Here is a 22,512-nt window from a genome sequence, read left to right on the forward strand (position 1 = left end):
AGCTTATTTAGTCAAGAGTTTTATAACCCATTGACTTATATATTAAATTTTGATAATATTTTGCGTATGACTTAAAACTCAGTTTGGGAGGAGGGATTCATGTGCATATTGTGGCCGAAGATTTGTGCAAATCTTTCAAGGTATCAAAAAGAAGTCCTGGTATAGCTAATGCCTTCAAAAATGTTTTCCATAGGGAATATGAAATTATCAATGCTTTGGATAAGGTATCTTTTGAAATTGAAGAAGGAGAGCTAGTAGGTTATATAGGACCAAATGGAGCAGGAAAATCCACGACAGTTAAGATACTAAGTGGAATACTCACTCCAGATTCGGGAAATTGTCAAGTGTTAGGTAAGGTTCCATGGAAAGAAAGGGTGCAGTATGTAGAAAACATTGGAGTAGTATTTGGTCAGAGGACTCAATTGTGGTGGGATTTACCTGTTATAGATTCCTTTGAATTATTGAGAGATATATACAGAGTTCCTCAAAATGATTATGAGAAAACAAAAGATGAACTCATAGAACGGTTGAATCTGGGAAGTTTTATAAATACTCCTGTTAGACAATTGAGTCTTGGACAAAAGATGAGATGTGAATTGGCAGCATCATTGCTCCATTCCCCACCGATATTGTTTTTAGATGAACCAACTATTGGTCTTGATGCAGTATCAAAGATAGTTGTACGAGAATTTATAAAAGAGTTGAATCAAGAAAAAAAAGTCACGGTCATTCTTACTACTCATGACATGGATGATATTGAAGCACTGTGTAGTAGAGTCATTGTTATTGGAAAAGGAAAGATACTTTCTGATGGTTCTCTTAATCAATTGAGGAGTATGGTATCAAAGGAGCGAAGACTTATTGTTGAATTGGAGAATCGAGAGTTTGGCATTTCTGTTGAAGGAGCTCATCTTATAAAGTGGGAAGGAAATAGAGCATTTATAAATTTTAATCCTCAAACAATTTCACCTGCAAATCTAATTTCTACTATATCAAATACTTATGAAATAAAAGATATATTCATTGAAAATCCTCCTATAGAAGAAACAATTGCAAATTTATATGGAGAATTGAAAATATGAGAGCTTATTTATCTATAATTAAAATGAGATTTATTTTGCTCCTTCAATATAGGATGGCTGCTATTGCTGGGATATTTACTCAATTCTTTTTTGCAATTGTTCGAGTGATGGTTTTCTATGCTTTTTATAGTTCAACTGTTAGCAAGATGCCTTTAACTTATCATCAAGCTATAACATATATATGGTTGGGACAGGCAATGTTTAACATGGTGCCTTGGAATGGAGACGGTGAGATACAAAACTTGATTCGGACTGGGAATGTTAGCTATGAACTTTTAAGACCTATTAATTTATATAACCAATGGTTTTGCAGAGCTTTTGCTTTAAGAACTGCTCCTACTATTCTTCGTGCGATACCTATATTTGTAATAGCCTTGTTTTTGTTGCCAGAGAATTATGGAATGATGTTTCCCCCTACATTGGGAGCTCTAATAGGGTGGATAGTTAGTCTTTTTGGAGCTCTTATGCTTTCTTGTACTATAACTAATATTATAAATATATGTACTCTATGGTCTATATCTGGTGATGGAATTGTTAGGCTTTTATCAGCTATCGTGACTTTTTCTTCAGGACATATAGTTCCTCTTCCTCTTTTTCCAGATTGGCTTAAAAATATTTTAAGAATTTTGCCCTTTAGTGGTTTAGTTGATATACCATCAAGATTTTATATTGGGGACATACCTTTTAATCAACTTCCTAAATATTTTGTTTTTCAAATAGTTTGGGTCATTATATTGTATAGTTTTGGCCAATGGCTGCTAAACAAAAAATTAAAGAAAATTGTAGTACAGGGGGGATAATAATGAGTGGCATTAGACTTTATTTTAGATATTTGTCTTTATGTATTCAGAGTCAACTACAATATAGAGCATCTTTTATAATGATGAGTATAGGACATTTTTTGATAACTTTTATAGATTTTTTAGGTATATGGGTACTTTTTGAAAGATTTGGAACTTTGAAAGGATTTAGTTTTGCAGAAGCAGCTCTATTTTATGGGATGGTACATATTGCTTTTGCAATAACCGAAGCTTGGATGAGAGGCTTTGATACTTTTTCTACATTGGTCAGAAACGGGGATTTTGATAGAATACTTACAAGACCTAGGAGTACAGTTTTACAGGTATTAGGTCATGATTTTCAAATAATGAGAGTTGGGAGGTTTGCTCAAGGACTTATAGTTTTACTTTGGGCGGCTTATAAATTAAATATAAGATGGACTTTTGGCAAAGTAATACTTTTGATATTTTCAATAGTAGGTGGAAGTTTCTTGTTTTCAGCTCTTATTGTACTTCAAGCTACACTATCCTTTTGGTCTATACAGAGTTTAGAAATTGTCAACTCTTTTACATATGGAGGAGTTGAAACAGCTCAATATCCATTATCTATATATAAATCTTGGTTTAGAAAAATATTCATATTTATAATTCCTCTTGGGTGTATAAACTATTTTCCTGCTATGGCAATACTCGAGAAATCAGATCCCTTAAAATCACCAATATGGTTTCAATGGATTTCTCCTATTGCAGGGCTAATATTTTTCTTAATTAGTCTTGAAATATGGAAGTTTGGAGTAAAACATTATAAATCAACAGGGAGTTAGTGAAAATAGTATTATAAAATAAAGGAATTTTTACATAAGTATAGAATATGTTATTTAGAAGTAATTAATATAAAAATATTCCATGAAGGGAGTGGGAGTTATGAGAAAGATAAATAATATGAAGGAATTTCTAACCACTGGAGGAAAGTTAGTTTAAATAAGAGTATCTTTATCCATTGGCCAGAAATATCTTTCATGAATACAAGACAATTATTATAAATAAATGGAGGTATTAAATAATGGCAATGGAAAAACAATATGATTTAGAAGTTAATGTATTTAATTGGATAGAAGAAAAATTGTCACCTAAACTCTGCACTTCTGAAGAGTTTATCTATAATGAAATGGAATCTCAATCAGATTTTAGTTTACCTATAATATATCAACCATTTGATTCAACAAAAACATTTCATTGGACTGATAGGGGAGCTCTTTTTGATTTTCTATATTCAACATATGGAGAAGGTAAAAAACTATTGGACTTTGGACCAGGAGATGGTTGGCCCTCGTTGATAGTTGCTCCTTATGCTAAAGAAGTTATTGGATTGGATGCATCATTGAAACGAGTAGATATATGTACACAAAATGCTGAAAGAATGGGAATTAAAAATGCGAGATTTATAAATTATGAAGCTGATACAAAGATGCCATTTGAAGACAATACTTTTGATGGTATAATGGCTGCATCATCAATCGAACAGACTCCAAATCCAAAGAAAACTATAGAAGAACTGTACCGTATTTTAAAACCAGGAGGACGTTTAAGAATTCATTATGAAGCATTAAATGCCTATAAAAATGGACAGGAAAATGATTTATGGATTGCAGAATTAGATGATAGATCTTGTAAATTAATATTATTTGATAGAAATATAGAGGATGAATATGTTCTACAATATGGATTGACAATTGAAATGTCGGAAGAAGAATTAACTAAAATATTGTCATTAGATAATGATGTTTCTTTTAAACAAGTAACAATACCATTTTTAGAAGAGATAGAATCTAAAATTGTTAATGTTCAGGTTTGTAAAACAATTCATCCATCAGGGAAAACATTTGTATCTTGGCTAAAGGAGATAGGATTTAAAGAAATTCTACCTTCCTATAGTGGAAGATTTGCAGCATTTAAACTTTTTGAGCAATTTACAGATGAAGAGAGACCAAAAGATTTAGATTCTATTGATGAATTAATTAAAAGAGCAACCAAGGTAGCTATAGAATTGAAAGCACCAATAGATATGGATCCGATGATTACTGCAATAAAGTAAAAGATTTAAATATAAATCCTAGGGGCAGAGACTGTTATATAAAGTATTCAATCTTTGTTCCTAGGGTTTATTTTAAAGTTTATTTTGCTTGAAGTTTTTTCTGATTATGCTTTTCTTGCAGCTACAACATCTATTCCTAATCCCAGAATATTTTTAATTATTATATCGCCTTTTTTAATGGGAGCAGTGACTTCTGTTGAATTTATAATTTTCATGCATTCATCTATCTTATCTCTTGGAACAATTCCAGTAGTTTTAACAGGAAGACGATTTAAAACTCCATCTTTGAGAATGACTCTTCCAGTTAAAATCCTTGATGGTTCTGTTACTTCTTTTATGCCAAATTCTCTACCACTATTGCAGTTGTTTCCCTCAACTGTGTATCCAGTAGAACTAGACTCATTTTTAGTTATGATAAGCTCACAGCCTATAGGGCAAGCTTTGCATTTCACTTTATACATAAAAACACCTCTATTAAATGATTAGTTAATTTAATTAAATTATATCATATTGAATATAGCTAAATAAATCTTTTGCTTATTATAATATTTAATATGAATTTGGGTAATAAATAGTATAATTTATATATAAATATCTCATCTTTAAATAATAGTGGAATATAAAAAATAACTTGTACAGGAGGGAAAAATATGAAAATGTTTTTAAGTGATAACAATTCAGGAGTTCATCCTAAAATTTTAGAGGCAGTATACAGATGCAATAGTGAACATGAACCATCCTATGGTGATGATAAATATACTGAAAGAGCTATAGAATTATTTAGAGAAGTTTTTCATAGTGATGTAGATGTTTATTTTGTAACTACGGGAACAGCTGCCAATATTGTTGGATTGAGTGGATTGTTAAGACCTTTTGAGGGAGTAGTGGCTCCAGATACCGCTCATATAAATGTAGATGAATGTGGCGCATTGGAAAGGTTTGGAGGAGCTAAGATTCTTTATGTGCCAAACAAAGATGGGAAAATATGCACTAATGATATAAAAGGATTTTTAAAATCTGTAGGAGATGAACATCAGGTACAACCAAGGGTTATATCTATTTCTCAAATAACAGAAACAGGTACAGTATATACTATTGAAGAAATAAAAGAATTGGCTGATTTTGCTCATGAAAACAATATGTTATTACATATGGACGGAGCTAGAATTGCCAATGGAATAGTTGCTTTAAATTCAAGTTTCAAAGAGATGATAACAGATATGGGAGTAGATTTATTGTCTTTTGGAGGGACGAAAAATGGAATGATGATAGGGGAGGCTATAGTTTCTTTTAATAAAGATATTAGCAAGAACTTTAAATATATAAGAAAACAAGGGATGCAGTTAGTTTCTAAAATGCGTTTTATATCTGCTCAATTTATACCTTATTTGGAAGATGAAATATGGAAAGAAAATGCAACTAAATCAAATAGTATGGCTCAATATTTAAAAGAAGAACTTTTAAAACTTCCAGATGTAAATATTATAAATGAAGGTCTTGGAAATATGCTCTTTGTTCAAATTCCAAAGACATGGAATGAATCATTGCAACAAAAATTCCCTGTATATATAGTAGATGAAAATAAAAATATCATAAGATTAGTAACTTCTTTTGATACAGAAAAACAGGATGTAGATAAATTCATTGATTTTGTTAGAAATAAATTTTGTTAATACTATGGAACAACAATTAAATTTTTGATAAAATAAATTGTTAAAAATTAAATCAAAAAACAAAGTTATTAGACGGGAGATGTAGCAATGAATTATTTAATATATTTGCTTTTTAGTTCAAAAAATCCAGGGATATCTTATTTTTCAAGAGAGCATATATTTATAATATCAGCAGTAGTACTATTGATTGGCTTAATGATTTATTTTAAAGAAAATTTAAGAAGCAATGCAAGTTTTCAAAAGTTTGGAAAAATATTTTTGCTAATGACATTATTTTTTCAGCAAATTTTATTATACTCATGGTATATATTTACTGATAATTTTACATTAAAAGAATCTTTGCCATTGTATCCATGTAGAATAAGTGAATTGTTATGTATTGTTTTGTTGCTTAGAATGAGTGAAAAATATTTTCATCTATTATTTTATTGGGGTTTTTCAGGTGCTATCATGGCTTTATTGAATCCAGATACTTCAAATTTAGGTTTTCCCAATGCAATGTTTATTCAGTTCTTTTTAGGTCACATTGGAATCATATTGACCATTGTATTTTTAGGGATAATATATGATTATACTCCTACAAGAAAGGCTCTCTTTACTAGCTATAAGATTAGTTTTATTTATATTCTGTTTATAGTAGTATTGAATAAAATCACAGGAGGTAATTATGCATATTTAGCAATTAAACCTGAAAACTCGTTTTTTGCTAAATTGCCAGAATATCCATATTTCATTCCTATTTTTGTAGGATTTATGTTTTTGATATTTGCAGTAATGAATTATTTATGGATTATGGCTATGGGAAAATATGAATTGAGTGAAGAGATAAAATAAATATCTTCAATTCTCACTGGGTATAATACTAGAAATGAGAATATGAAGGGAGCGTGATAATATGCCAAATGAAGATATGCAAGTTAAACCAAATAGATTAATTGATGAAAAATCACCTTATCTATTGCAACATGCATATAACCCTGTAGATTGGTTTCCCTGGGGCAGAGAAGCATTTGATAAGGCAAAGATAGAAAACAAACCCATATTCCTTTCTATAGGGTATTCATGACGGTGAAATATCAACTTGCAGATGGTGCCACAATATGAATAGAGAGTCTTTTGAAGATGAGGAAGTAGCAGAAATTTTAAATAAACATTTTGTACCTATAAAAGTTGACAGAGAAGAAAGACCGGATATTGATGAAATATACATGATATTTTCTCAGGCACTGACAGGCAGTGGAGGATGGCCTATGACGGTTTTTTCTACACCTGAAGGCAAGCCTTTTTATGTAGGGACATATTTTCCTAAAAAGTCCAAATTCGGATACACTGGACTTATAGAGTTATTAAATAAGATTCATAGATTATGGGAAAAGGAAGAAGAAAAAGTAATAGAAGAAAGTAATCATATTTTAGAAGCGGTAAAGAGTTCATTTCTTGTATATGAGGAAGGTAAAGTTGAAGAAAATACAATAGATAATGCTATTTATGAATTAAAAGAGTCTTTTGATAGGGAATATGGTGGCTTTGGTATTAAACCTAAATTTCCAATGCCTCAAAATATACTGCTATTGTTAGAATACGGAGATAGAAACAACGACAATGAATCTATTTCTATGGCTAAATATGCTTTGAACAGCATGTTTAAAGGAGGTATATTCGATCACATTGGATATGGATTTTATAGATATTCAGTAGATGAAAAATGGCTAGTTCCTCATTTTGAAAAGATGTTATATGACAATGCTCTTTTAGGAATGGCTTATTCAAAGGCTTTTGAATTGACAAAAGAACCACTTTATAAAGAAATATCTGAAAAAATATATGAATTTGTATTTAGAGATATGCTATCAGAAAATGGTGGTTTTTATTCAGCATTGGATGCAGAAACTGAAGGGGAAGAAGGAAAGTTTTATATATGGGATTATGATGAGATAATAAATCTATTGGGTAAAGAAGATAGTGAGTTTATATCTAAATACTATGATATAAGTAATAGGGGAAATTTTGAAGGGAAAAATATTCCCAATTTGATTGGGAAGGAGTTAAATTTTGCAGATAAAGACCTATTAAGAAAAGTAGGAACTATTAGACAAAAATTATTTGCATACAGAGAAAAGAGAGTTCATCCTCATAGAGATGAGAAGATACTTACTTCATGGAATGGGCTTATGATTGCTTCTCTTGGTTTTAGTGGAAGAGTTTTAGATAATAGAGAGTATATAGGAAAGGCTGAAAGGGCTTATGAGTTTATTCTAAAGAATTTAATCAATGAGGATGGTAGGCTTTTATCTACCTATTCAGATGGGAAAAGCTACAATTTAGCTTTGTTGTCAGACTATGCTTTTTTTATATGGGGTCTCAATGAATTATATGAATCGACTAAAGATGAAAACTATTTAGAAAAAGCATTGGAACTAAATGAGGGTATGCTAAAGTTTTTCTGGGATGAAAAAGATGGAGGATTGTATTTGTATGGTCACGATGGAGAACAACTGATTATGAGACCAAAAGATATATATGATGGAGCAATACCTTCTGGAAATTCTATTGCGGCTATAAATATGATGAAACTATATGAATTCACAAAAGATGATTTTTTCAAAAGAAAAGCAGAAGAAATATTATATACTTTTGGTGAGGATATAAGTAGAAATCCATTAGGACATGGATATATACTAAATTTGTTGTTTGAATAAATTTTAATAAACTGTTTACTTTTTAAAAATATAGTGTATAATGTATAACAATAGAAATATTAAAATCAATGAACAAGAGTAGTAGATATAAAAAAGGTCTATAGAGAGCTGAGAAGGGTGGAAACTTGGCGATGCTTTTATATCGAATGGACTTGGGAGAGAAAATCTGAAATTTAAGTAGGATTTTACGGCTTGTCACCGTTAAAGATTTAAGTGAGCTTTTAGCTAACAAGAGTGGTACCACGGGAACTAACCTTTCGTCTCTATTTTTTGAGATGAAAGGTTTTATTTTTATATAGGGAGGGTTTTTTATGGAAGAAAGAAAAGTAGTATTTAGTGGAGTTCAACCATCGGGAGCATTGACTATTGGAAATTATATAGGAGCTATAAGAAATTGGATTGATCTTCAAGATGAATATGAATGTTTTTATTGTATAGTGGATCTTCATGCAATTACAGTTCCTCAAGAACCAAAAGAGTTAAGAAAAAACACATTGAATTTATTGGCATTATATTTGGCTAGTGGACTTGATCCAGAAAAATCTACTATATTTATTCAATCCCATGTAAGTGCTCATTCTGAATTGACTTGGGTACTTAATAGTATTTCTTATATGGGACAATTAAGTAGAATGACTCAATTTAAAGAAAAATCACAAAGAAGTGAAGCCAATTTAAATGCAGCTTTATTTACTTATCCTGTACTCATGGCTTCAGATATACTTCTTTATCAAACAGATTTAGTTCCAGTAGGAGAAGATCAAAAGCAACATCTTGAACTTGCAAGAGATTTGGGAGAAAGATTCAACAGCAAATATAGCGAAACCTTTAAGATACCAGAGCCATTGATAAAAAAAGTTGGAGCAAAGATTATGAGTCTTCAAAATCCAGAGAGCAAAATGTCAAAATCTGATGCAGATGAAAATGGCTATATACTTCTATTGGATAAACCAGATGCCATTAGAAGAAAGATAAAAAGAGCTGTTACGGATTCAATAGGAGAAGTGAAATATAGAGATGAGCAACCAGGAATTAAGAACCTTATGAATATATATTCTATTTTTAGTGGAGAATCCATTGAGAATATTGAAGCAAAGTATGAGGGAGAAGGCTATGGAAAATTCAAAGAAGATTTAGCCGAAGTAGTAATAGAAGGCCTTAGACCAATGCAGGAAAAATATGATTATTATATGAAAAATAAAGATTATTTAGAAGAAGTATATAAAAATGGTGCAGAAAAGGCAGAAAGAGTTGCAAGAAAGACTTTGAGAAAAGTATATAAAAAGGTTGGTTTTATACCTAGATAAAAAATCAGATGGAGGAATAGCCCTCCATCTGATTTTTTAATATACTAGGCGTTCAGACATAAAAACTGGACAGCTAGGCTCAAAAAATGACCACTTAGGAATTTTAGGAGGATTTTTAATATATATGAAGAATTGAATAAGTGTTAAGTAATAGGTTCAATTTAGTCTAAAAATACATTAATTATATTTAATTGTACAATTCTGAAATGATTTAGATTACTGGGATATATCCTCTCACAACAATTGGGAAGATAATATCAAGAGAGTATCATAAAAATTATTCAAAAAAACATTTCTGCTTTATTGGTATAAGTTCAAAAAAACATTAAAGAAAGGTAGTGAAATTGAATGAAGACTCCATTTGTAAAGAAGACAGTAAATCAGCCGACGACAGAAGGTCATTGTGGCACGAACAAAACTGGTCAGACGAAAAGTATTTATTAAGTTCTGACGAGGCAACAACGCACTCATATAATGCGGTGTGTTGTTGCTTTTTTAAAGTTTGATCGTGGAAAATATAATGCAAAGGAATGCGATGATAATGTATATAAAGTTGATCAATTGTAGTGCCGTTCATATTTATCAAGAGTCTGCTTATGTATATACAGATTCAGCAATTTATGTATTAGATGAAATCAGCTGCATTGGTATGTCAATGAGGATGGAGCAGTTTATCCCTGTACTTATTGCCAGCGAGAAGAACTCAGTATTGGTAATTTAATTGATAATCCTGATCTTTTCAATGAAATAATATATAATGGTAAATATGAAGAGTATAATCAAAGAATTGCTAATAATTTTTATGTTATCAATGATTTATATAGATATCAAAAACTTTCTATAAATGACATATGTTCTAATATCAGAGAAGCCGAAATACAGGATAAGCTTTAAATTTTTTAGATATATCTCATAAGTTCAAAATATAGAAAAGAGTGATTAAAAATGACTATTTTTCTGCTTGTAATTTTATCTTCAGCGGCACTTGCAGTTTGCACAGCGTTAAAACCTATTTATCTTCAGAATACAATAGATGCATGTTCTGCTCTGGATAGTTCAGCAGTTTTAACTTATTTTATTATCTATATATGTAGTATAATTGGAATTCTGTTATTTGAAACAATAAGGCAATTAAGCATTGGAAAGTATAGAGTAAATAAAACTGCATCCTTAAAAAGGCATCTTATTAATCGTATTGTAAAGATGCAGTTGAGAGATTTTCAGGTAGAAAGAGGACAAAACTACCTTACTATACTTAATCAGGAAATTGATATGTTGGTTGAAAACTACTATATGCAAAGTTTAGATTTCGCATATAGTGTGTTAGTTCTTGCCACTAGTATTGCAGCCTTGATCTACATTAATTATATTTTGGCTTTTTTGATTTTAATTTCTACTTTTTTACCAATTTTGGTTTCGACACTGCAAGGGAAAAAAATGCAGTTTCGGACAAATGTATATACTAATAGTTTAGAAAAGTTAAATGTCATGATTGGCAATTTAATCAGTGGATATCCTACGCTAAAAGTTAATCGTGCTGAAGGTAGATTTGGCAATGTTCTAGAAACGAGCAATCAGGAAACTGCACAGGCTAAGTTTAAAGAGACAAAAACAAGAACCTTTGTAAATATGCTGATTGGCACATTGGCCTATGCAGGTGAAATTTTACTGATTGGTGTAAGCATCATTCTAATTACAAGAGGACATTTAACAATTGGTGCACTGGTTGCGTCTCTTCAATTGTCAGAAATGTTGGCAATTCCGACTAACAGCATAGCTTACCAACTGAATGATATGAACTCAGTGAAGGGAATTAAAAATAAAATTTCAGACCTACTCCGAAATGAAGAACTATGCGATGAACAATATATAGAATGTCCAACTATTAAAAGTATTGAATTTAAGGATGTTTCCTTTTCCTATAAAGATAAATGCATTTTGAAAAATGTTAGTATTTGTTTTGAGGCAGGCAAGAAGTATTTAATCATTGGTGAAAATGGTAGCGGTAAGAGTACGCTTTTTAAATTGATTAGCAAATTTGAAACTGGCTATGAAGGACAAATATTAGTAAATGGTATCGATCTAAAAGAAATCGGTACTTCCTTTTTTGACCAAGTTGGGATTATTCTTCAGAACACATTTTTGATGAATGATACTTTGCTTAACAATATTACACTGTATAGTGATTATACACTAGATGATACCGAAAAAGTGCTAAAATCCATGGGAATGACTGAATTTCTTGCTACTCATGATTTACATAGCGAATATCAAGATACAAAAGACAATATTTCTGGCGGGGAAAAGCAGAAAATTGCATTGGCGCGAATTTTGCTTCAGAAGAAAAACTTTATTCTGATGGACGAGGCCACATCTGCGATTGACCCTGAGAGTAGTTTACAGATAGAGGAAGAATTGCTGCATAATGACGATATGACAGTTATTAATATTGAGCATAAGATTATTCCTCAATTAGTTCCACTTTATGATAGAATCCTTGAAGTCAAGGATTTTACAATTACAACTATATATTATGGAGAGGATGAAAATTTATGATTTCTTACAGTAATCGTTGCAAAGAAGCTTATGCTAAATGTATTGATGCTTGGAATCATTTGTTTAATGGACGTCCAGTTCCTAACGCTACTTTTGTCAATATTTTTGATACATTTAAGATACATTTTTCATGAATGTCATACAGGACCACAATATGAATTTTGTAGAATGGTTGATAAGGACACTGAAAAATGTGGATGGGAATATTATGAAGCTCAATGTTGTTGTGGATTAGTCATGGCACATCAAGAAATATATTGTGAGAATCATCAATAAAGAAAATTACAAATTAAATTTTTATGCTATGTCAATACAAACAAAAAATGAGATAAAAAGGGAGCAATGCTCCTTTTTTTATCTCATTTTTATAGTTTCCATAGCTTTTTCTGCAAATTTTGTAGTCACAATTTTGTCATAGTCAGCTCTTTTGTCTAGTTCTCCTGCCATTTCCACAATATCCATCATATGATTTAGTCCTTCTTCGGTGAGAATCAAATCTGGTTTCCAAGTGTCTTGTTCTTTGTATCTAGTTATAAGAGTAATGAGTATTTCATCATCAGTATCAGGAAATTGAGGTTTTACAGCTTTTGCAATTTCTTCTACGCTGTGATTTTGTACCCAGAGCATTCCCTTATATATGGCATTTGTGAAACTTTGAATTGTATCTGGATTTTTTTCTAAATTGCCTTTAGTAGTACAATAGCAAGTGTAAGGAATATATCCTGCTTCTTTTCCAATAGAGGAGACTACATATCCTTTTCCTTCTTTTTCAAGAGAAGCTGCAACTGGTTCAAATAGGGCTACATAGTCCCCTTCTCCCCCTATGAATGCCCCTGCCATTACATCAAATTGAATATCTGTTCTCACATTTACATCTTTACCTGGCTCCAATCCATTCTTTTTAAGTACATATTCTAAAGCCATTTCAGGCATTCCGCCCTTTCTTCCACCTATAATAGTTTTTCCTCTCAATTTTTCAAAATTAAAGTTATCATCTTTTTCTCTTCCAACTAAGAAAGAACCATCTTTTTGAGTTAGTTGAGCAAAATTTACGGCATAGTCTTCTTTTCCTTGATTGTAGACATATACTGAAGCTTCAGGTCCCATAAATGCAATATCTGCTTCGTTGCTTAATAGTGCTGTCATACATTTATCTGCTCCCTTGCCGTTTATAAGATCAATTTTCAGTCCTTCTTCTTCAAAAAATCCTTGAGTTATAGCTACGTATTGAGGAGTATAAAATAATGAGTGAGTTACTTCTATTAATCTAATAGTTTTTAATTCATCCTTTTTACAAGCTGATAAAGTAAAAGTTAAGAAAATTGTCAATACTAATAAGAAGACAACAAATCTAAACTTTTTATACATCAAAATCCCTCCTAAAATTTCATGTAGACTATATTTATTATATGGGTTTGATGAGTAAAAAGTTACAAAATATGAGAAGGGAGATTATATGAATACGGCTAATATACTTACTCTAACAAGAATTTTATTGATGCCTATATATTTAATTGTTTTCTATTCCAATTTAGAAAACAAAATTATCTATGCAGGAATGATACTTATTTTAGCTGGGATTACAGATATACTAGATGGGTACATAGCAAGAAAATATGACATGGTGACAAAATTGGGAACAGCACTTGATCCAGTATCAGATAAAATCACTACTTTTGTCGTTCTTATAAGCTTTGTTTCTGCAAATATAATTCCTATTTGGATATTGATTGTATTGGGTTTAAAAGAAGCATTTTTAATAATGGGGGGAGCAATTTTATATTATCATGGAGATAAAGAAGTTATACCAGCCAATAAGTTCGGGAAAATAGCTACAACTTCATTTTATATCGCAGTCATAGCTGCAATTTTAAATTTTCCTAATACAATTGTATATACATTGTTTTATATAGTAGTAGCATTGCATTTAATTGCGTTTGTAAATTATCTATCTATTTTTACAAGCATTATAAAGGATAAAAATAGAATTTAAATTGTTGACAAAAGATGTTCAATTTTTATATAATGTAAGGTAATTAATTCAATAACTAAACAACTATGAAGGAGAGGAGTAAGTAAACTTCTATAAAGAGAGGAAAGCTCACAGGCTGAAAGGTTTTTCTAGATAAAGTTTGCTGAAGGTAGCTCCTAAGTTTTTAAACTGAAATATAGTAGGTTTAAACGGATATACCGTTATCTATATAAGTGCCATAGTTTTACTATGGAAATAAGGTGGTACCGCGAATATACCCTTCGTCCTTATATTTTTTGGACGAAGGGTTTTTTATATTTTTGATAAATTGATAAGGAGGATAAAAGAATGATAGAAAATTTACCAAAAACTTATGATCCTAAAGATTTTGAAGACAGAATTTATAAATACTGGAACGATAGTGGATATTTTAAAGCTAAAGTAAATAAGGAGAAAAAGCCTTTTACTATAATGATGCCACCACCAAATGTTACAGGAAATCTTCATATGGGTCACGCATTAAACAATACAATACAAGATATACTTATTAGATGGAAGAGGATGGAAGGATACGAGGCACTTTGGCTTCCAGGCACAGATCATGCCAGTATTTCTACAGAGGCTAAAGTAGTAGAAAAGTTGAAAAAAGAAGGAAAGAGCAAAGAAAAACTGGGAAGAGATAAGTTTTTAGAAGAAGCATGGGACTGGACGAAAAAATATGGAGGAAATATAAACAATCAGTTGAGAAAGTTAGGAGTATCCTGTGACTGGTCAAAGGAAAGATTCACTCTTGACGAAGGATTAAGTGATGCAGTAGAGGAAGTTTTTATTAGACTCTATGACAAAGACCTTATATACAGAGGAGATAGAATTATCAACTGGTGTCCAAATTGCAAAACTGCAATATCTGATGCAGAAGTTGAACATGAAGATTCTAAAGGAAACTTATGGTATATAAAATATCCTATAAAAGATAGTGAAGAATTTATAACTATAGCAACTACAAGACCTGAAACAATGCTTGGAGATTTAGCTATTGCTGTACATCCAGAAGATGATAGATATAGCCATATTGTAGGGAAATATGCTATACTTCCATTAGTTAATAGAGAAATACCTATTGTTGCAGATGAGTATGTAGACATGGAATTTGGTACAGGTGCTGTAAAGATAACTCCATCTCATGATCCTAATGATTTTGAAGTAGGAGGAAGACACAATTTAGGGCAATTAAAGATAATGAATGATGATGCTACAATCAACGAATTGGGCGGAAAATACGAAGGATTAGATAGATATGAGGCAAGAAAGAGAATAGTTGAGGATTTGGAAAGCGAAGGATATCTATTAAAGATTGAAGAACATGCAAATAGTGTAGGACATTGTGAAAGATGTAAAACTGTAGTTGAACCTATTATTTCAAAACAATGGTTTGTAAAGATGGAGCCATTGGCAAAACCTGCCCTCAAAGCCTATGAAAATGGGGAATTGAATTTTATTCCAGAAAGATTTGGAAAAATCTATACTCATTGGCTTGAAAATATCAGAGATTGGTGTATATCTAGACAACTTTGGTGGGGACATAGACTTCCTGTATACTATTGTAGAGACTGTGGAGAAATAATGGTTACAAGGGAAAACCCAGGGAAATGTACTAAATGTGGAAGTACCAATATATATCAAGATGAAGATACTCTTGATACATGGTTTTCATCAGCTCTTTGGCCATTTTCAACATTAGGATGGCCTGAAGAAACAGAAGAATTGAATTATTTTTATCCTACAGATGTATTGGTTACAGGATATGATATTATATTTTTCTGGATTGTAAGGATGGTTTTTTCTGCACTAGAACAAACTGATGAAGTTCCATTTAAGGATGTATTTTTGACTGGATTAGTTAGAGATTCAGAAGGAAGAAAGATGAGCAAGTCTCTAGGAAATGGTATAGATCCATTAGAGATAATTGACAAGTATGGTGCTGATGCTTTAAGATTTACTTTAATCACTGGAAATTCTCCAGGAAATGACATGAGATTCTATACAGAGAGAGTGGAAGCTAATAGAAATTTTGCAAATAAACTTTGGAATGCAACAAGATTTGTACTCATGAATTTAGATGAAGAAGTAGCTAAAGACGAAATAGATATTAAAAATTTAGAAGAAGAAGATAAATGGATATTATCAAGAATAAATAGCGTTATAAGTGAAGCAACAGAAAATTTGTCAAAGTATGAAATAGGTATTGCTGGACAAAAGATTTATGATTTTGTATGGGATGAGTACTGTGATTGGTATATAGAAATGGTTAAGCCAAGACTTTATGGAGAAAACAAAGAGAGCAAAGAAATTGCCCAGAGAGTACTATTATCAGTTCTAAAAGATATATTGAAACTGCTTCATCCATTTATGCCATTTATAACAGAAGAAATATGGAGTTACTTGCCAGGAAATGAAGAAGCACTGATCATAAGTTCATGGCCAGTATATGATGAAAAACACGAATTTAAGCAATCAGAAAAGAGAATCACATATATAATGAATGCTATAAAAAATATTAGAAACGCAAGGGCAGAAATGAATGTTGTTCCATCTAGAAAGGCTAAACTTATTTTTGTTACAACAGATGAGGAAGTAAAAGAAATATTAAAATATGGAGAAGGCTATTTTACCAATTTAGCTTATGCACAGGAAATAGAAATAAAAGATAATAAGGATGGACTAGGAGAGGACAATGTAGCAGTAGTTATTGATAGATGTGAAATATATATTCCATTGAAGGATTTAATTGATTTTGACAAGGAGATAGAGAGATTAGAAAAAGAAAAAGAAAAGTTAGAGGGAGAACTTAAGAGAGTTAGAGGCAAACTTTCAAATGACAAGTTTGTAAGTAAAGCTCCAAAAGATGTAGTAGACGCAGAAAGAGAAAAACAAATGAAATATGAAAATATGATGAAGAAAGTATTAGAACGATTAGATAGTCTAAAGAAGAATATATAAACATAAATGGCTGATTTTATAATCAGCCATTTATTAAATTATCTTAACAATCGGAAAATTGGGAAAGTGATAAAATATAATAAAAAAGAAAACTCTTCAAGGGGGAAGATTATGAAGAAGACAATTGTTTTATTTATCGCCTTTTTTATATTTATATCTGTATTTCATATTTATTATAATGCAGATATTATTGCGAGGCCACCTTCTTTTGATTGGAGTAGGGATGTAGATTTACAAAGCATAAAGTTTAATAGGACACCATTAGCAGGAATAGATGATGATAACAATGTACTTCTAGTATATCCATATGAAAATGGAGAAGGAAAAGTAGGAGTCAATTTATATGATGAAAAGCTAGAATTGGTAAAAGATGAAGTTGTAGATATAGAAGAATTGAATTTTAACAAAATATCAAAAGATGAGATATTTGTATATGGGAGTAGAATCTATTGGAGGGATAATTTATTAAATAAGGTTTATATGGGGAGATTTGATGATGGATATAAGAAAATAGAGATATTTAGTGAAATTGACAATGTAAGTAGAATGAGTGTATACAGTGGTGGAGAATTTGACTATTTAGCTTATGTAGATAAAGATGATATTTTTATTGCAAACATTAAAGATGGATCTGTAAAAACAATTGAAGGGCCTAAAAATCAACCAGATATAAAAGATATAAAAGTATTTAAAGATAGTCAAAAAATATATTTACAGTTTGCTAAAAAAGATAAGGATAGTGGATATAAAGAAATATTTGTTTCAGAGTGTGATGGAGAAAATTGGACTAAACCATTGATGTTAAATAAAATAAATGAAGTGAAGATTTCAATAAAAGACATGAGTATTTTTGCAGATGATGTAAATGTTTATTCAATAGTTACGATTCAAGGAGATGACAAATCTAGTTTTACTTATATTGTAGATGGATACAACAAAAGTACTAAAGATGTTTTTGAAACTTTGAGATTAAACAATGTCATGAAATATGGAGTAGGTAATTTTTCAAGTACACCCGTAGCCATCAATTCTACCAATGAAGGTATAGAGTTAATAACTACTGCTCCTACGACTATAGATATGTATAGTCGAAATGCATCAAATGTGTTAAAATTGCTATTGGATGATAGTGGGATAAAGAAAGTAAAATTACTTTCCAAAACTAAAAGTTGGTCCAATAGGCCCAATTATATTAGAGGGAATTATGAGTATATATTTTGGAATGAGTCAGAAGAAGGTTGCAATCAGATAAAAGGTGCGACTACTGAAAAAACAGTGCTTAATAGAACTACAAATAAAACTAGGGAAATAATAGCTGAGGCTATTGGTGAAGAAGTACCAGTACTTATAAGTTTTAATTTTCTTCTTTCTTTTGGAGGAAGGCTTATATCAATTTTTCCAGCAATTATGTGGCTTGTATACATTTTCATATATAATGAAAAATTGCAAAAAAAACAAGATAAGATGTTTTTAATTGGAATAGCAATTTTTTATATATTTCAATTGATGAGTGTGAAGGATTTTTATGTATCACAAGCTATAATATTTATGCCTGAAGCCTTAAAAATTTCAGGTGCAAAATTCATATATCCAACTATTTTTACGACAATAGGTTGGCTTGGAGCAAATCTTTATAAGAAGAGTGCAAATGTCAAAGAAGGATATAAAGTATATTCAACTTTTTTAGTTGTTTCTTATATACTTATGAATCATTTATATTCACCATATCTTTTTAAGTAAGAATACAAAGAAAAATTAGGAGGATGAAAATGAACTATAATGAAGCATTAGATTTTATAAATGAAGCAGAAGGTTTGGGCTCTAGACTTGGACTAGAAACTATAAAAAAATTGATGAATTTGTTAGGAGATCCACAAAAGGATTTGAAATGCATTCATATCGCTGGTACTAATGGAAAAGGTTCAACTACATCTTATATTTCTACAATGCTTAAGGAAGCAGGATATAAAGTTGGAGTATTTACATCTCCATATTTAGAAAGGTTTAATGAAAGAATTCAAATAAATGGAGTAGATATACCAAATGATGTTTTTGCTAGAATCACTGAAAAAGTCAAGGAAAAAACTGAAGAAATGATAAGAAGAGGACATTCTCATCCTACAGTTTTTGAACTCATAACTGCTATTATGTTTATGTATTTTAAAGAAGAAAAAGTGGACCTTGCAGTATTGGAAGTAGGTCTTGGCGGTAGAATAGATTCTACCAATGTTATAGATAATTCACTGGTTTCTGTTATAACAACTATTGACTATGATCATATGGCTGTATTGGGAGATACTTTATACAAAATTGGAAGTGAAAAAGCTGGAATCATAAAGGAAAATGGAATAGTTGTATCCTATCCTCAAAATGAAGAAGCGTTAAAAGCTCTTTTAGAAAAGGCAGAAGAAAAAAATGCAAATTTCATAATATGTCCTATGTCAAATATAAAAATACATGAATTAAATGATAGAGGAGCAGTATATGATTTTCAATATGATAGTCATAAATTTGATAAATTAGTGATAAACCTTGTAGGAAAACATCAAGTATACAATTCAGTTCTTGCTTTGACTACTATTCTCGAGCTTAGGGATAAAGGTATTATAAATATAAGTAATGAAGAAATAAGGAATGGACTTATGAAGACTAGATGGAATGGGAGACTTGAAGTTATAAGTAGGGAGCCTATATTTTTAATTGATGGAGCTCACAATAAGCAAGGAATTGAAGCCTTAATTTCGTCTCTTAAATTGTTTAATTATGATAGGTTGATTTTAGGAGTAGGGATACTTAAAGATAAAGATGTAAGTCATATGGTAGAAATTTTATCTCCTTTAGCTGATGAAATAATAGCTACAGAAGTTGATAGTCCCAGAAAGATGGAAGCTAATGAATTGGCTGAAATGATAAAAAAATATAACAAGAATGTTAGGGTAGAAAAAGATATTAGAGCTGCAGTAGAGAAGTCTATAGAATTAGCTAATAAAAATGATTTGATTGTATTTGCGGGTTCAATTTATATGATAGGTGATGTTAGAAAAATTGTTTTAAGTTAACTGTAATCAATAGACCTTTCAGTGAATAATATATAGTATATATTTTCTTGGGAGGTTTATTATGAATGTAGTAGAATTTTCGCTTTTAAAAAGATTAAAAGATGAAGACTTGATTGAGAATACATGTAATAATATTGATGAATTGAAATGTCTATTAAATACAGGAGATAATGAGGAGTATTGGAAGAAAGCCATGATGGTAAATGATATGATTATAGAAATTAAAAAAAGAAATTTAAAGATTGGGGAAGATAAATTATTTGAGAAAATCATTAAAAAATAGATGTATATATACATCTATTTTTTTAAAAAATCACCTTCATATTAGATATTGCATAGATTGATATATATACAGTAGTGGAGGTGAAATTTTAGCAATGGAATGGAAAGTCATTGTGGCCAATACTGGAGAAGATTCTATTGGGATAATAGATTTGCAAAAAAAACTCAAATGTGAAATAGTTTCTATTATTTCATTATTTAAAAGAGAAAATAACTTAAATATCTATTTAGATAGTTATCAACTTGGACCTTATGACTTATGTGTAGGTAGCTATAGAGATAAAATCTATTTGACGAATGCATATGACAATTCGATTTTTAAGATTGATATTAATAACAAAAAAATTGATGACAGACTAGCAGTAGGTAGATTTCCTTCTTGTATAAGGGTTTATAATGAACTTATTTTTGTTTCTAATTCAGATTCAAATTCAATTTCTATAGTAGATGAAAAAAGTTTTAAACTTATTGAGAATATCCCGGTTGGAGAAAATCCAGAGGATATAGAGATAGATAGACTATCAAAAAAGATATATGTAGCTAATAACAATGGACATAGTATAAATATCATAGACTTAAAAAAAGATAGTGTAGAAAAAATTAAATTAGATAAAAATCCTGTAAAAATATATTTGGAAGATGAAAGCATGTATATGCTTTCACGATTTAACAATGGCATTTTAAACAATAGCAATATTTCCGTTTTGGACATAAAGGATTTTAGCATAGTAAAAAGTATAAATATAAAAGGAACATTTAACAATATGCTGAAAATTAACAATAAAGATATAGTATATATAACTAGTCTTGAAGATGGATATTTGCATAAAATAGATATCAAAGATGACAAAATTGTCAGCAAAAAATATATAGGAGGAATGCCAAATAAAATGCTTTGGATTGGTCCCAATATATTATTTATAGTCAATATATTTCAAAATCATATAACTATTTTTGATATTGTTGAAAATAAAATAATCAAAAATATAGAAGTAGGCTTAGAGCCAAATGGGCTAATCATATTCTAAAATAAATAATGTATTAAGAATTTGTTGATAGACACTATCAGGATTCATTTTCCAATTGTCACATATTGTTTTTGCTTGTTCACTAGATACTACATTTAAATAAAGGCTAAATAATGTAGTATCATTTTCTACTAATTTTAAATTTACTATATACTCATTTTCATTTTTTTTGAAATAATCTCCAATTATTTGCGTTTCTCTTTTTACTTCTTCTTTTTTTGTTTCAAAATTTTTCTCTATATCTTTTTTTATTTCTTCTGGTATTCTATCTATGAAATAGTCTAGAGTGATTTTACCTTTTTTTAAAATAGTATATATTTCTTTATTATCACTTCTTGAATATTCTATAAATTTGGAAGCCACTAATTCACCTAGAAATTGCTGAATTAGAAAATAATTCATATAATTATTTTCTAAAACAAATTCAGTTATTTGCCCATTTGTAAGAGGAACTTCAGACTTATCTATGATATAGAGCAAAAGAAGTTTATTCTGAGCAAGTTCTTCAGTATTTTCTATAAACATTCTAACACCCTCTTTACAAAAAAATTTGCAATATATTTTAAATTATATCATATAAAAACGAGAAGGGGAATTCCCTTCTCGTTTTTGAAAAGCAATTATTTTGTTGTTAACTGTCTTTGGGCATCTTCTACAAGCTTTTTAACCATATAGCCTCCAACATATCCATTTTCTCTTGAAGTTAAATTTCCTTTATCTATACTATTATAATCAGGCATTCCTAGTTCACTTGCTATTTCAAGTTTTAGCTGATTTAGTGCTTCCCTTGCTTCTGGAACAACAATTTTATTGTTTCTAGCCATTTTTATTCCTCCCTTTTGAAATGTTTTAGGAGACCTATTAATAATTTAACCTATTTTCAAGAATATATCCTTTCAGTATATGGAACTGTATTTATTTAATGGTTAGCATTTAATACTATTCTACTGTTTTAATTCATATTATATATAATAAATATA

The 22,512-nt window shown here is 30.2% G+C and carries 23 protein-coding genes and 2 other annotated features; of the genes, 19 read left to right on the forward strand and 4 right to left on the reverse strand.

Annotation, left to right across the window (positions count from 1 at the left end; all coding sequences use genetic code 11):
• Window positions 1-101: 101 nt before the first annotated feature.
• The 4 genes from BUA21_RS06775 to BUA21_RS06790 all read left to right on the forward strand — a co-directional run bounded on the left by BUA21_RS06775 (window position 102) and on the right by BUA21_RS06790 (window position 3,956).
• On the forward strand, window positions 102-1,082 hold the full coding sequence (locus BUA21_RS06775; RefSeq protein WP_072744046.1) for an ABC transporter ATP-binding protein: 981 nt from the start codon (window positions 102-104) through the stop codon (window positions 1,080-1,082).
• Complete coding sequence (locus BUA21_RS06780) at window positions 1,079-1,882, forward strand: ABC transporter permease (protein WP_072744047.1); 804 nt, start codon at window positions 1,079-1,081, stop codon at window positions 1,880-1,882. Before BUA21_RS06775 ends, BUA21_RS06780 begins: the two co-directional genes overlap by 4 nt.
• 2 nt (window positions 1,883-1,884) lie before the next feature.
• Window positions 1,885-2,685 carry an ABC transporter permease gene (locus BUA21_RS06785; protein WP_072744048.1) on the forward strand — a complete coding sequence of 267 codons (801 nt, stop codon included), beginning with the start codon at window positions 1,885-1,887 and terminating at the stop codon, window positions 2,683-2,685.
• 239 nt (window positions 2,686-2,924) lie between these two features.
• On the forward strand, window positions 2,925-3,956 hold the full coding sequence (locus tag BUA21_RS06790; protein ID WP_072744049.1) for a class I SAM-dependent methyltransferase: 1,032 nt from the start codon (window positions 2,925-2,927) through the stop codon (window positions 3,954-3,956).
• Between the two features lie 104 nt (window positions 3,957-4,060).
• On the opposite strand, the gene BUA21_RS06795 is transcribed toward BUA21_RS06790, so the two are convergent.
• Window positions 4,061-4,417 carry a DUF1667 domain-containing protein gene (locus BUA21_RS06795; RefSeq protein ID WP_072744050.1) on the reverse strand — a complete coding sequence of 119 codons (357 nt, stop codon included), beginning with the start codon at window positions 4,415-4,417 and terminating at the stop codon, window positions 4,061-4,063.
• Between the two features lie 189 nt (window positions 4,418-4,606).
• Here BUA21_RS06795 and BUA21_RS06800 point away from each other — a divergent pair, with 189 nt between their 5' ends.
• The 9 genes from BUA21_RS06800 (at window position 4,607) to BUA21_RS14700 (ending at window position 12,325) form a co-directional block, all read left to right on the forward strand.
• Window positions 4,607-5,629 carry a threonine aldolase family protein gene (locus tag BUA21_RS06800; protein WP_072744051.1) on the forward strand — a complete coding sequence of 341 codons (1,023 nt, stop codon included), beginning with the start codon at window positions 4,607-4,609 and terminating at the stop codon, window positions 5,627-5,629.
• Window positions 5,630-5,716: 87 nt separating this feature from the next.
• The gene (locus BUA21_RS06805) at window positions 5,717-6,463 is read left to right on the forward strand and encodes a YwaF family protein (protein WP_072744052.1); all 747 of its coding nucleotides are present in this window, start codon (window positions 5,717-5,719) and stop codon (window positions 6,461-6,463) included.
• 61 nt (window positions 6,464-6,524) lie between these two features.
• Window positions 6,525-6,695 (forward strand): DUF255 domain-containing protein, encoded by a 171-nt coding sequence (locus tag BUA21_RS15220; RefSeq protein ID WP_072744053.1) that lies wholly within the window; start codon window positions 6,525-6,527, stop codon window positions 6,693-6,695.
• Between the two features lie 7 nt (window positions 6,696-6,702).
• On the forward strand, window positions 6,703-8,328 hold the full coding sequence (locus tag BUA21_RS06815) for a thioredoxin domain-containing protein (protein WP_268801900.1): 1,626 nt from the start codon (window positions 6,703-6,705) through the stop codon (window positions 8,326-8,328).
• 59 nt (window positions 8,329-8,387) lie between these two features.
• Window positions 8,388-8,596, forward strand: a binding site (T-box leader).
• Window positions 8,597-8,639: 43 nt separating this feature from the next.
• A complete protein-coding gene (trpS, locus tag BUA21_RS06820; RefSeq protein ID WP_072744055.1) occupies window positions 8,640-9,635 on the forward strand; it encodes a tryptophan--tRNA ligase in 996 nt (331 codons plus the stop codon).
• A gap of 520 nt (window positions 9,636-10,155) precedes the next feature.
• A complete protein-coding gene (locus BUA21_RS14555; protein ID WP_143147144.1) occupies window positions 10,156-10,356 on the forward strand; it encodes a hypothetical protein in 201 nt (66 codons plus the stop codon).
• Window positions 10,275-10,529 (forward strand): SPASM domain-containing protein, encoded by a 255-nt coding sequence (locus BUA21_RS15335; RefSeq protein WP_084604193.1) that lies wholly within the window; start codon window positions 10,275-10,277, stop codon window positions 10,527-10,529. The genes BUA21_RS14555 and BUA21_RS15335 overlap by 82 nt, the downstream gene beginning before the upstream one ends.
• Before the next feature lie 51 nt (window positions 10,530-10,580).
• A complete protein-coding gene (locus BUA21_RS06830) occupies window positions 10,581-12,191 on the forward strand; it encodes an ATP-binding cassette domain-containing protein (RefSeq protein ID WP_072744056.1) in 1,611 nt (536 codons plus the stop codon).
• On the forward strand, window positions 12,188-12,325 hold the full coding sequence (locus tag BUA21_RS14700) for a hypothetical protein (RefSeq protein WP_159429093.1): 138 nt from the start codon (window positions 12,188-12,190) through the stop codon (window positions 12,323-12,325). Before BUA21_RS06830 ends, BUA21_RS14700 begins: the two co-directional genes overlap by 4 nt.
• 220 nt (window positions 12,326-12,545) lie before the next feature.
• Here the strand turns inward: BUA21_RS14700 and BUA21_RS06835 are convergent, their stop codons facing one another.
• Window positions 12,546-13,559, reverse strand: a complete 1,014-nt coding sequence (locus BUA21_RS06835) for an ABC transporter substrate-binding protein (protein WP_072744057.1) — start codon at window positions 13,557-13,559, stop codon at window positions 12,546-12,548.
• An 88-nt stretch (window positions 13,560-13,647) separates the two neighbouring features.
• Between BUA21_RS06835 and pgsA the strand changes: the two genes are divergently transcribed.
• The 6 genes from pgsA (at window position 13,648) to BUA21_RS06865 (ending at window position 21,532) form a co-directional block, all read left to right on the forward strand.
• Window positions 13,648-14,184, forward strand: a complete 537-nt coding sequence (pgsA, locus tag BUA21_RS06840) for a CDP-diacylglycerol--glycerol-3-phosphate 3-phosphatidyltransferase (protein WP_072744058.1) — start codon at window positions 13,648-13,650, stop codon at window positions 14,182-14,184.
• A gap of 56 nt (window positions 14,185-14,240) precedes the next feature.
• Window positions 14,241-14,455, forward strand: a binding site (T-box leader).
• A gap of 56 nt (window positions 14,456-14,511) precedes the next feature.
• Complete coding sequence (locus BUA21_RS06845) at window positions 14,512-17,163, forward strand: valine--tRNA ligase (RefSeq protein ID WP_072744059.1); 2,652 nt, start codon at window positions 14,512-14,514, stop codon at window positions 17,161-17,163.
• A 111-nt stretch (window positions 17,164-17,274) separates the two neighbouring features.
• Entirely contained in the window at window positions 17,275-18,903 is a 1,629-nt protein-coding gene (locus tag BUA21_RS06850) for a hypothetical protein (RefSeq protein ID WP_072744060.1), read from the forward strand.
• Window positions 18,904-18,932: 29 nt separating this feature from the next.
• Window positions 18,933-20,222, forward strand: coding sequence for a bifunctional folylpolyglutamate synthase/dihydrofolate synthase (locus BUA21_RS06855; RefSeq protein WP_072744061.1), 1,290 nt, complete (start codon window positions 18,933-18,935; stop codon window positions 20,220-20,222).
• A gap of 61 nt (window positions 20,223-20,283) precedes the next feature.
• On the forward strand, window positions 20,284-20,505 hold the full coding sequence (locus BUA21_RS06860) for a hypothetical protein (protein ID WP_072744062.1): 222 nt from the start codon (window positions 20,284-20,286) through the stop codon (window positions 20,503-20,505).
• Between the two features lie 94 nt (window positions 20,506-20,599).
• Window positions 20,600-21,532 carry a YncE family protein gene (locus BUA21_RS06865; RefSeq protein ID WP_072744063.1) on the forward strand — a complete coding sequence of 311 codons (933 nt, stop codon included), beginning with the start codon at window positions 20,600-20,602 and terminating at the stop codon, window positions 21,530-21,532.
• On the opposite strand, the gene BUA21_RS06870 is transcribed toward BUA21_RS06865, so the two are convergent.
• Window positions 21,518-22,057 carry a DUF4364 family protein gene (locus BUA21_RS06870; protein WP_072744064.1) on the reverse strand — a complete coding sequence of 180 codons (540 nt, stop codon included), beginning with the start codon at window positions 22,055-22,057 and terminating at the stop codon, window positions 21,518-21,520. The two genes, BUA21_RS06865 and BUA21_RS06870, sit on opposite strands and share 15 nt — an antisense overlap.
• Before the next feature lie 95 nt (window positions 22,058-22,152).
• Window positions 22,153-22,356, reverse strand: a complete 204-nt coding sequence (locus BUA21_RS06875; protein ID WP_072744065.1) for an alpha/beta-type small acid-soluble spore protein — start codon at window positions 22,354-22,356, stop codon at window positions 22,153-22,155.
• Window positions 22,357-22,512: the final 156 nt, after the last annotated feature.

It is taken from the genome of Sporanaerobacter acetigenes DSM 13106 (assembly GCF_900130025.1).
Taxonomy (GTDB): Bacteria; Bacillota; Clostridia; order Tissierellales; family Sporanaerobacteraceae; genus Sporanaerobacter; species Sporanaerobacter acetigenes.

Bases quoted from the DNA above. Each gene is read 5' to 3' on its own strand.
- BUA21_RS06795 (WP_072744050.1), bottom strand. From the start codon at position 4,417: ATGTATAAAGTGAAATGCAAAGCTTGCCCTATAGGCTGTGAGCTTATC.
- trpS (WP_072744055.1), top strand. From the start codon at position 8,640: ATGGAAGAAAGAAAAGTAGTATTTAGTGGAGTTCAACCATCGGGAGCA.
- BUA21_RS06865 (WP_072744063.1), top strand. From the start codon at position 20,600: ATGGAATGGAAAGTCATTGTGGCCAATACTGGAGAAGATTCTATTGGG.
- BUA21_RS06850 (WP_072744060.1), top strand. From the start codon at position 17,275: ATGAAGAAGACAATTGTTTTATTTATCGCCTTTTTTATATTTATATCT.
- BUA21_RS14555 (WP_143147144.1), top strand. From the start codon at position 10,156: ATGCAAAGGAATGCGATGATAATGTATATAAAGTTGATCAATTGTAGT.
- BUA21_RS06870 (WP_072744064.1), bottom strand. From the start codon at position 22,057: ATGTTTATAGAAAATACTGAAGAACTTGCTCAGAATAAACTTCTTTTG.
- BUA21_RS15220 (WP_072744053.1), top strand. From the start codon at position 6,525: ATGCCAAATGAAGATATGCAAGTTAAACCAAATAGATTAATTGATGAA.
- BUA21_RS06830 (WP_072744056.1), top strand. From the start codon at position 10,581: ATGACTATTTTTCTGCTTGTAATTTTATCTTCAGCGGCACTTGCAGTT.
- BUA21_RS06855 (WP_072744061.1), top strand. From the start codon at position 18,933: ATGAACTATAATGAAGCATTAGATTTTATAAATGAAGCAGAAGGTTTG.
- BUA21_RS14700 (WP_159429093.1), top strand. From the start codon at position 12,188: ATGATTTCTTACAGTAATCGTTGCAAAGAAGCTTATGCTAAATGTATT.
- BUA21_RS06780 (WP_072744047.1), top strand. From the start codon at position 1,079: ATGAGAGCTTATTTATCTATAATTAAAATGAGATTTATTTTGCTCCTT.
- BUA21_RS06860 (WP_072744062.1), top strand. From the start codon at position 20,284: ATGAATGTAGTAGAATTTTCGCTTTTAAAAAGATTAAAAGATGAAGAC.
- BUA21_RS06845 (WP_072744059.1), top strand. From the start codon at position 14,512: ATGATAGAAAATTTACCAAAAACTTATGATCCTAAAGATTTTGAAGAC.
- BUA21_RS06800 (WP_072744051.1), top strand. From the start codon at position 4,607: ATGAAAATGTTTTTAAGTGATAACAATTCAGGAGTTCATCCTAAAATT.
- BUA21_RS06785 (WP_072744048.1), top strand. From the start codon at position 1,885: ATGAGTGGCATTAGACTTTATTTTAGATATTTGTCTTTATGTATTCAG.
- BUA21_RS06790 (WP_072744049.1), top strand. From the start codon at position 2,925: ATGGCAATGGAAAAACAATATGATTTAGAAGTTAATGTATTTAATTGG.
- BUA21_RS06875 (WP_072744065.1), bottom strand. From the start codon at position 22,356: ATGGCTAGAAACAATAAAATTGTTGTTCCAGAAGCAAGGGAAGCACTA.
- BUA21_RS06805 (WP_072744052.1), top strand. From the start codon at position 5,717: ATGAATTATTTAATATATTTGCTTTTTAGTTCAAAAAATCCAGGGATA.
- pgsA (WP_072744058.1), top strand. From the start codon at position 13,648: ATGAATACGGCTAATATACTTACTCTAACAAGAATTTTATTGATGCCT.
- BUA21_RS06835 (WP_072744057.1), bottom strand. From the start codon at position 13,559: ATGTATAAAAAGTTTAGATTTGTTGTCTTCTTATTAGTATTGACAATT.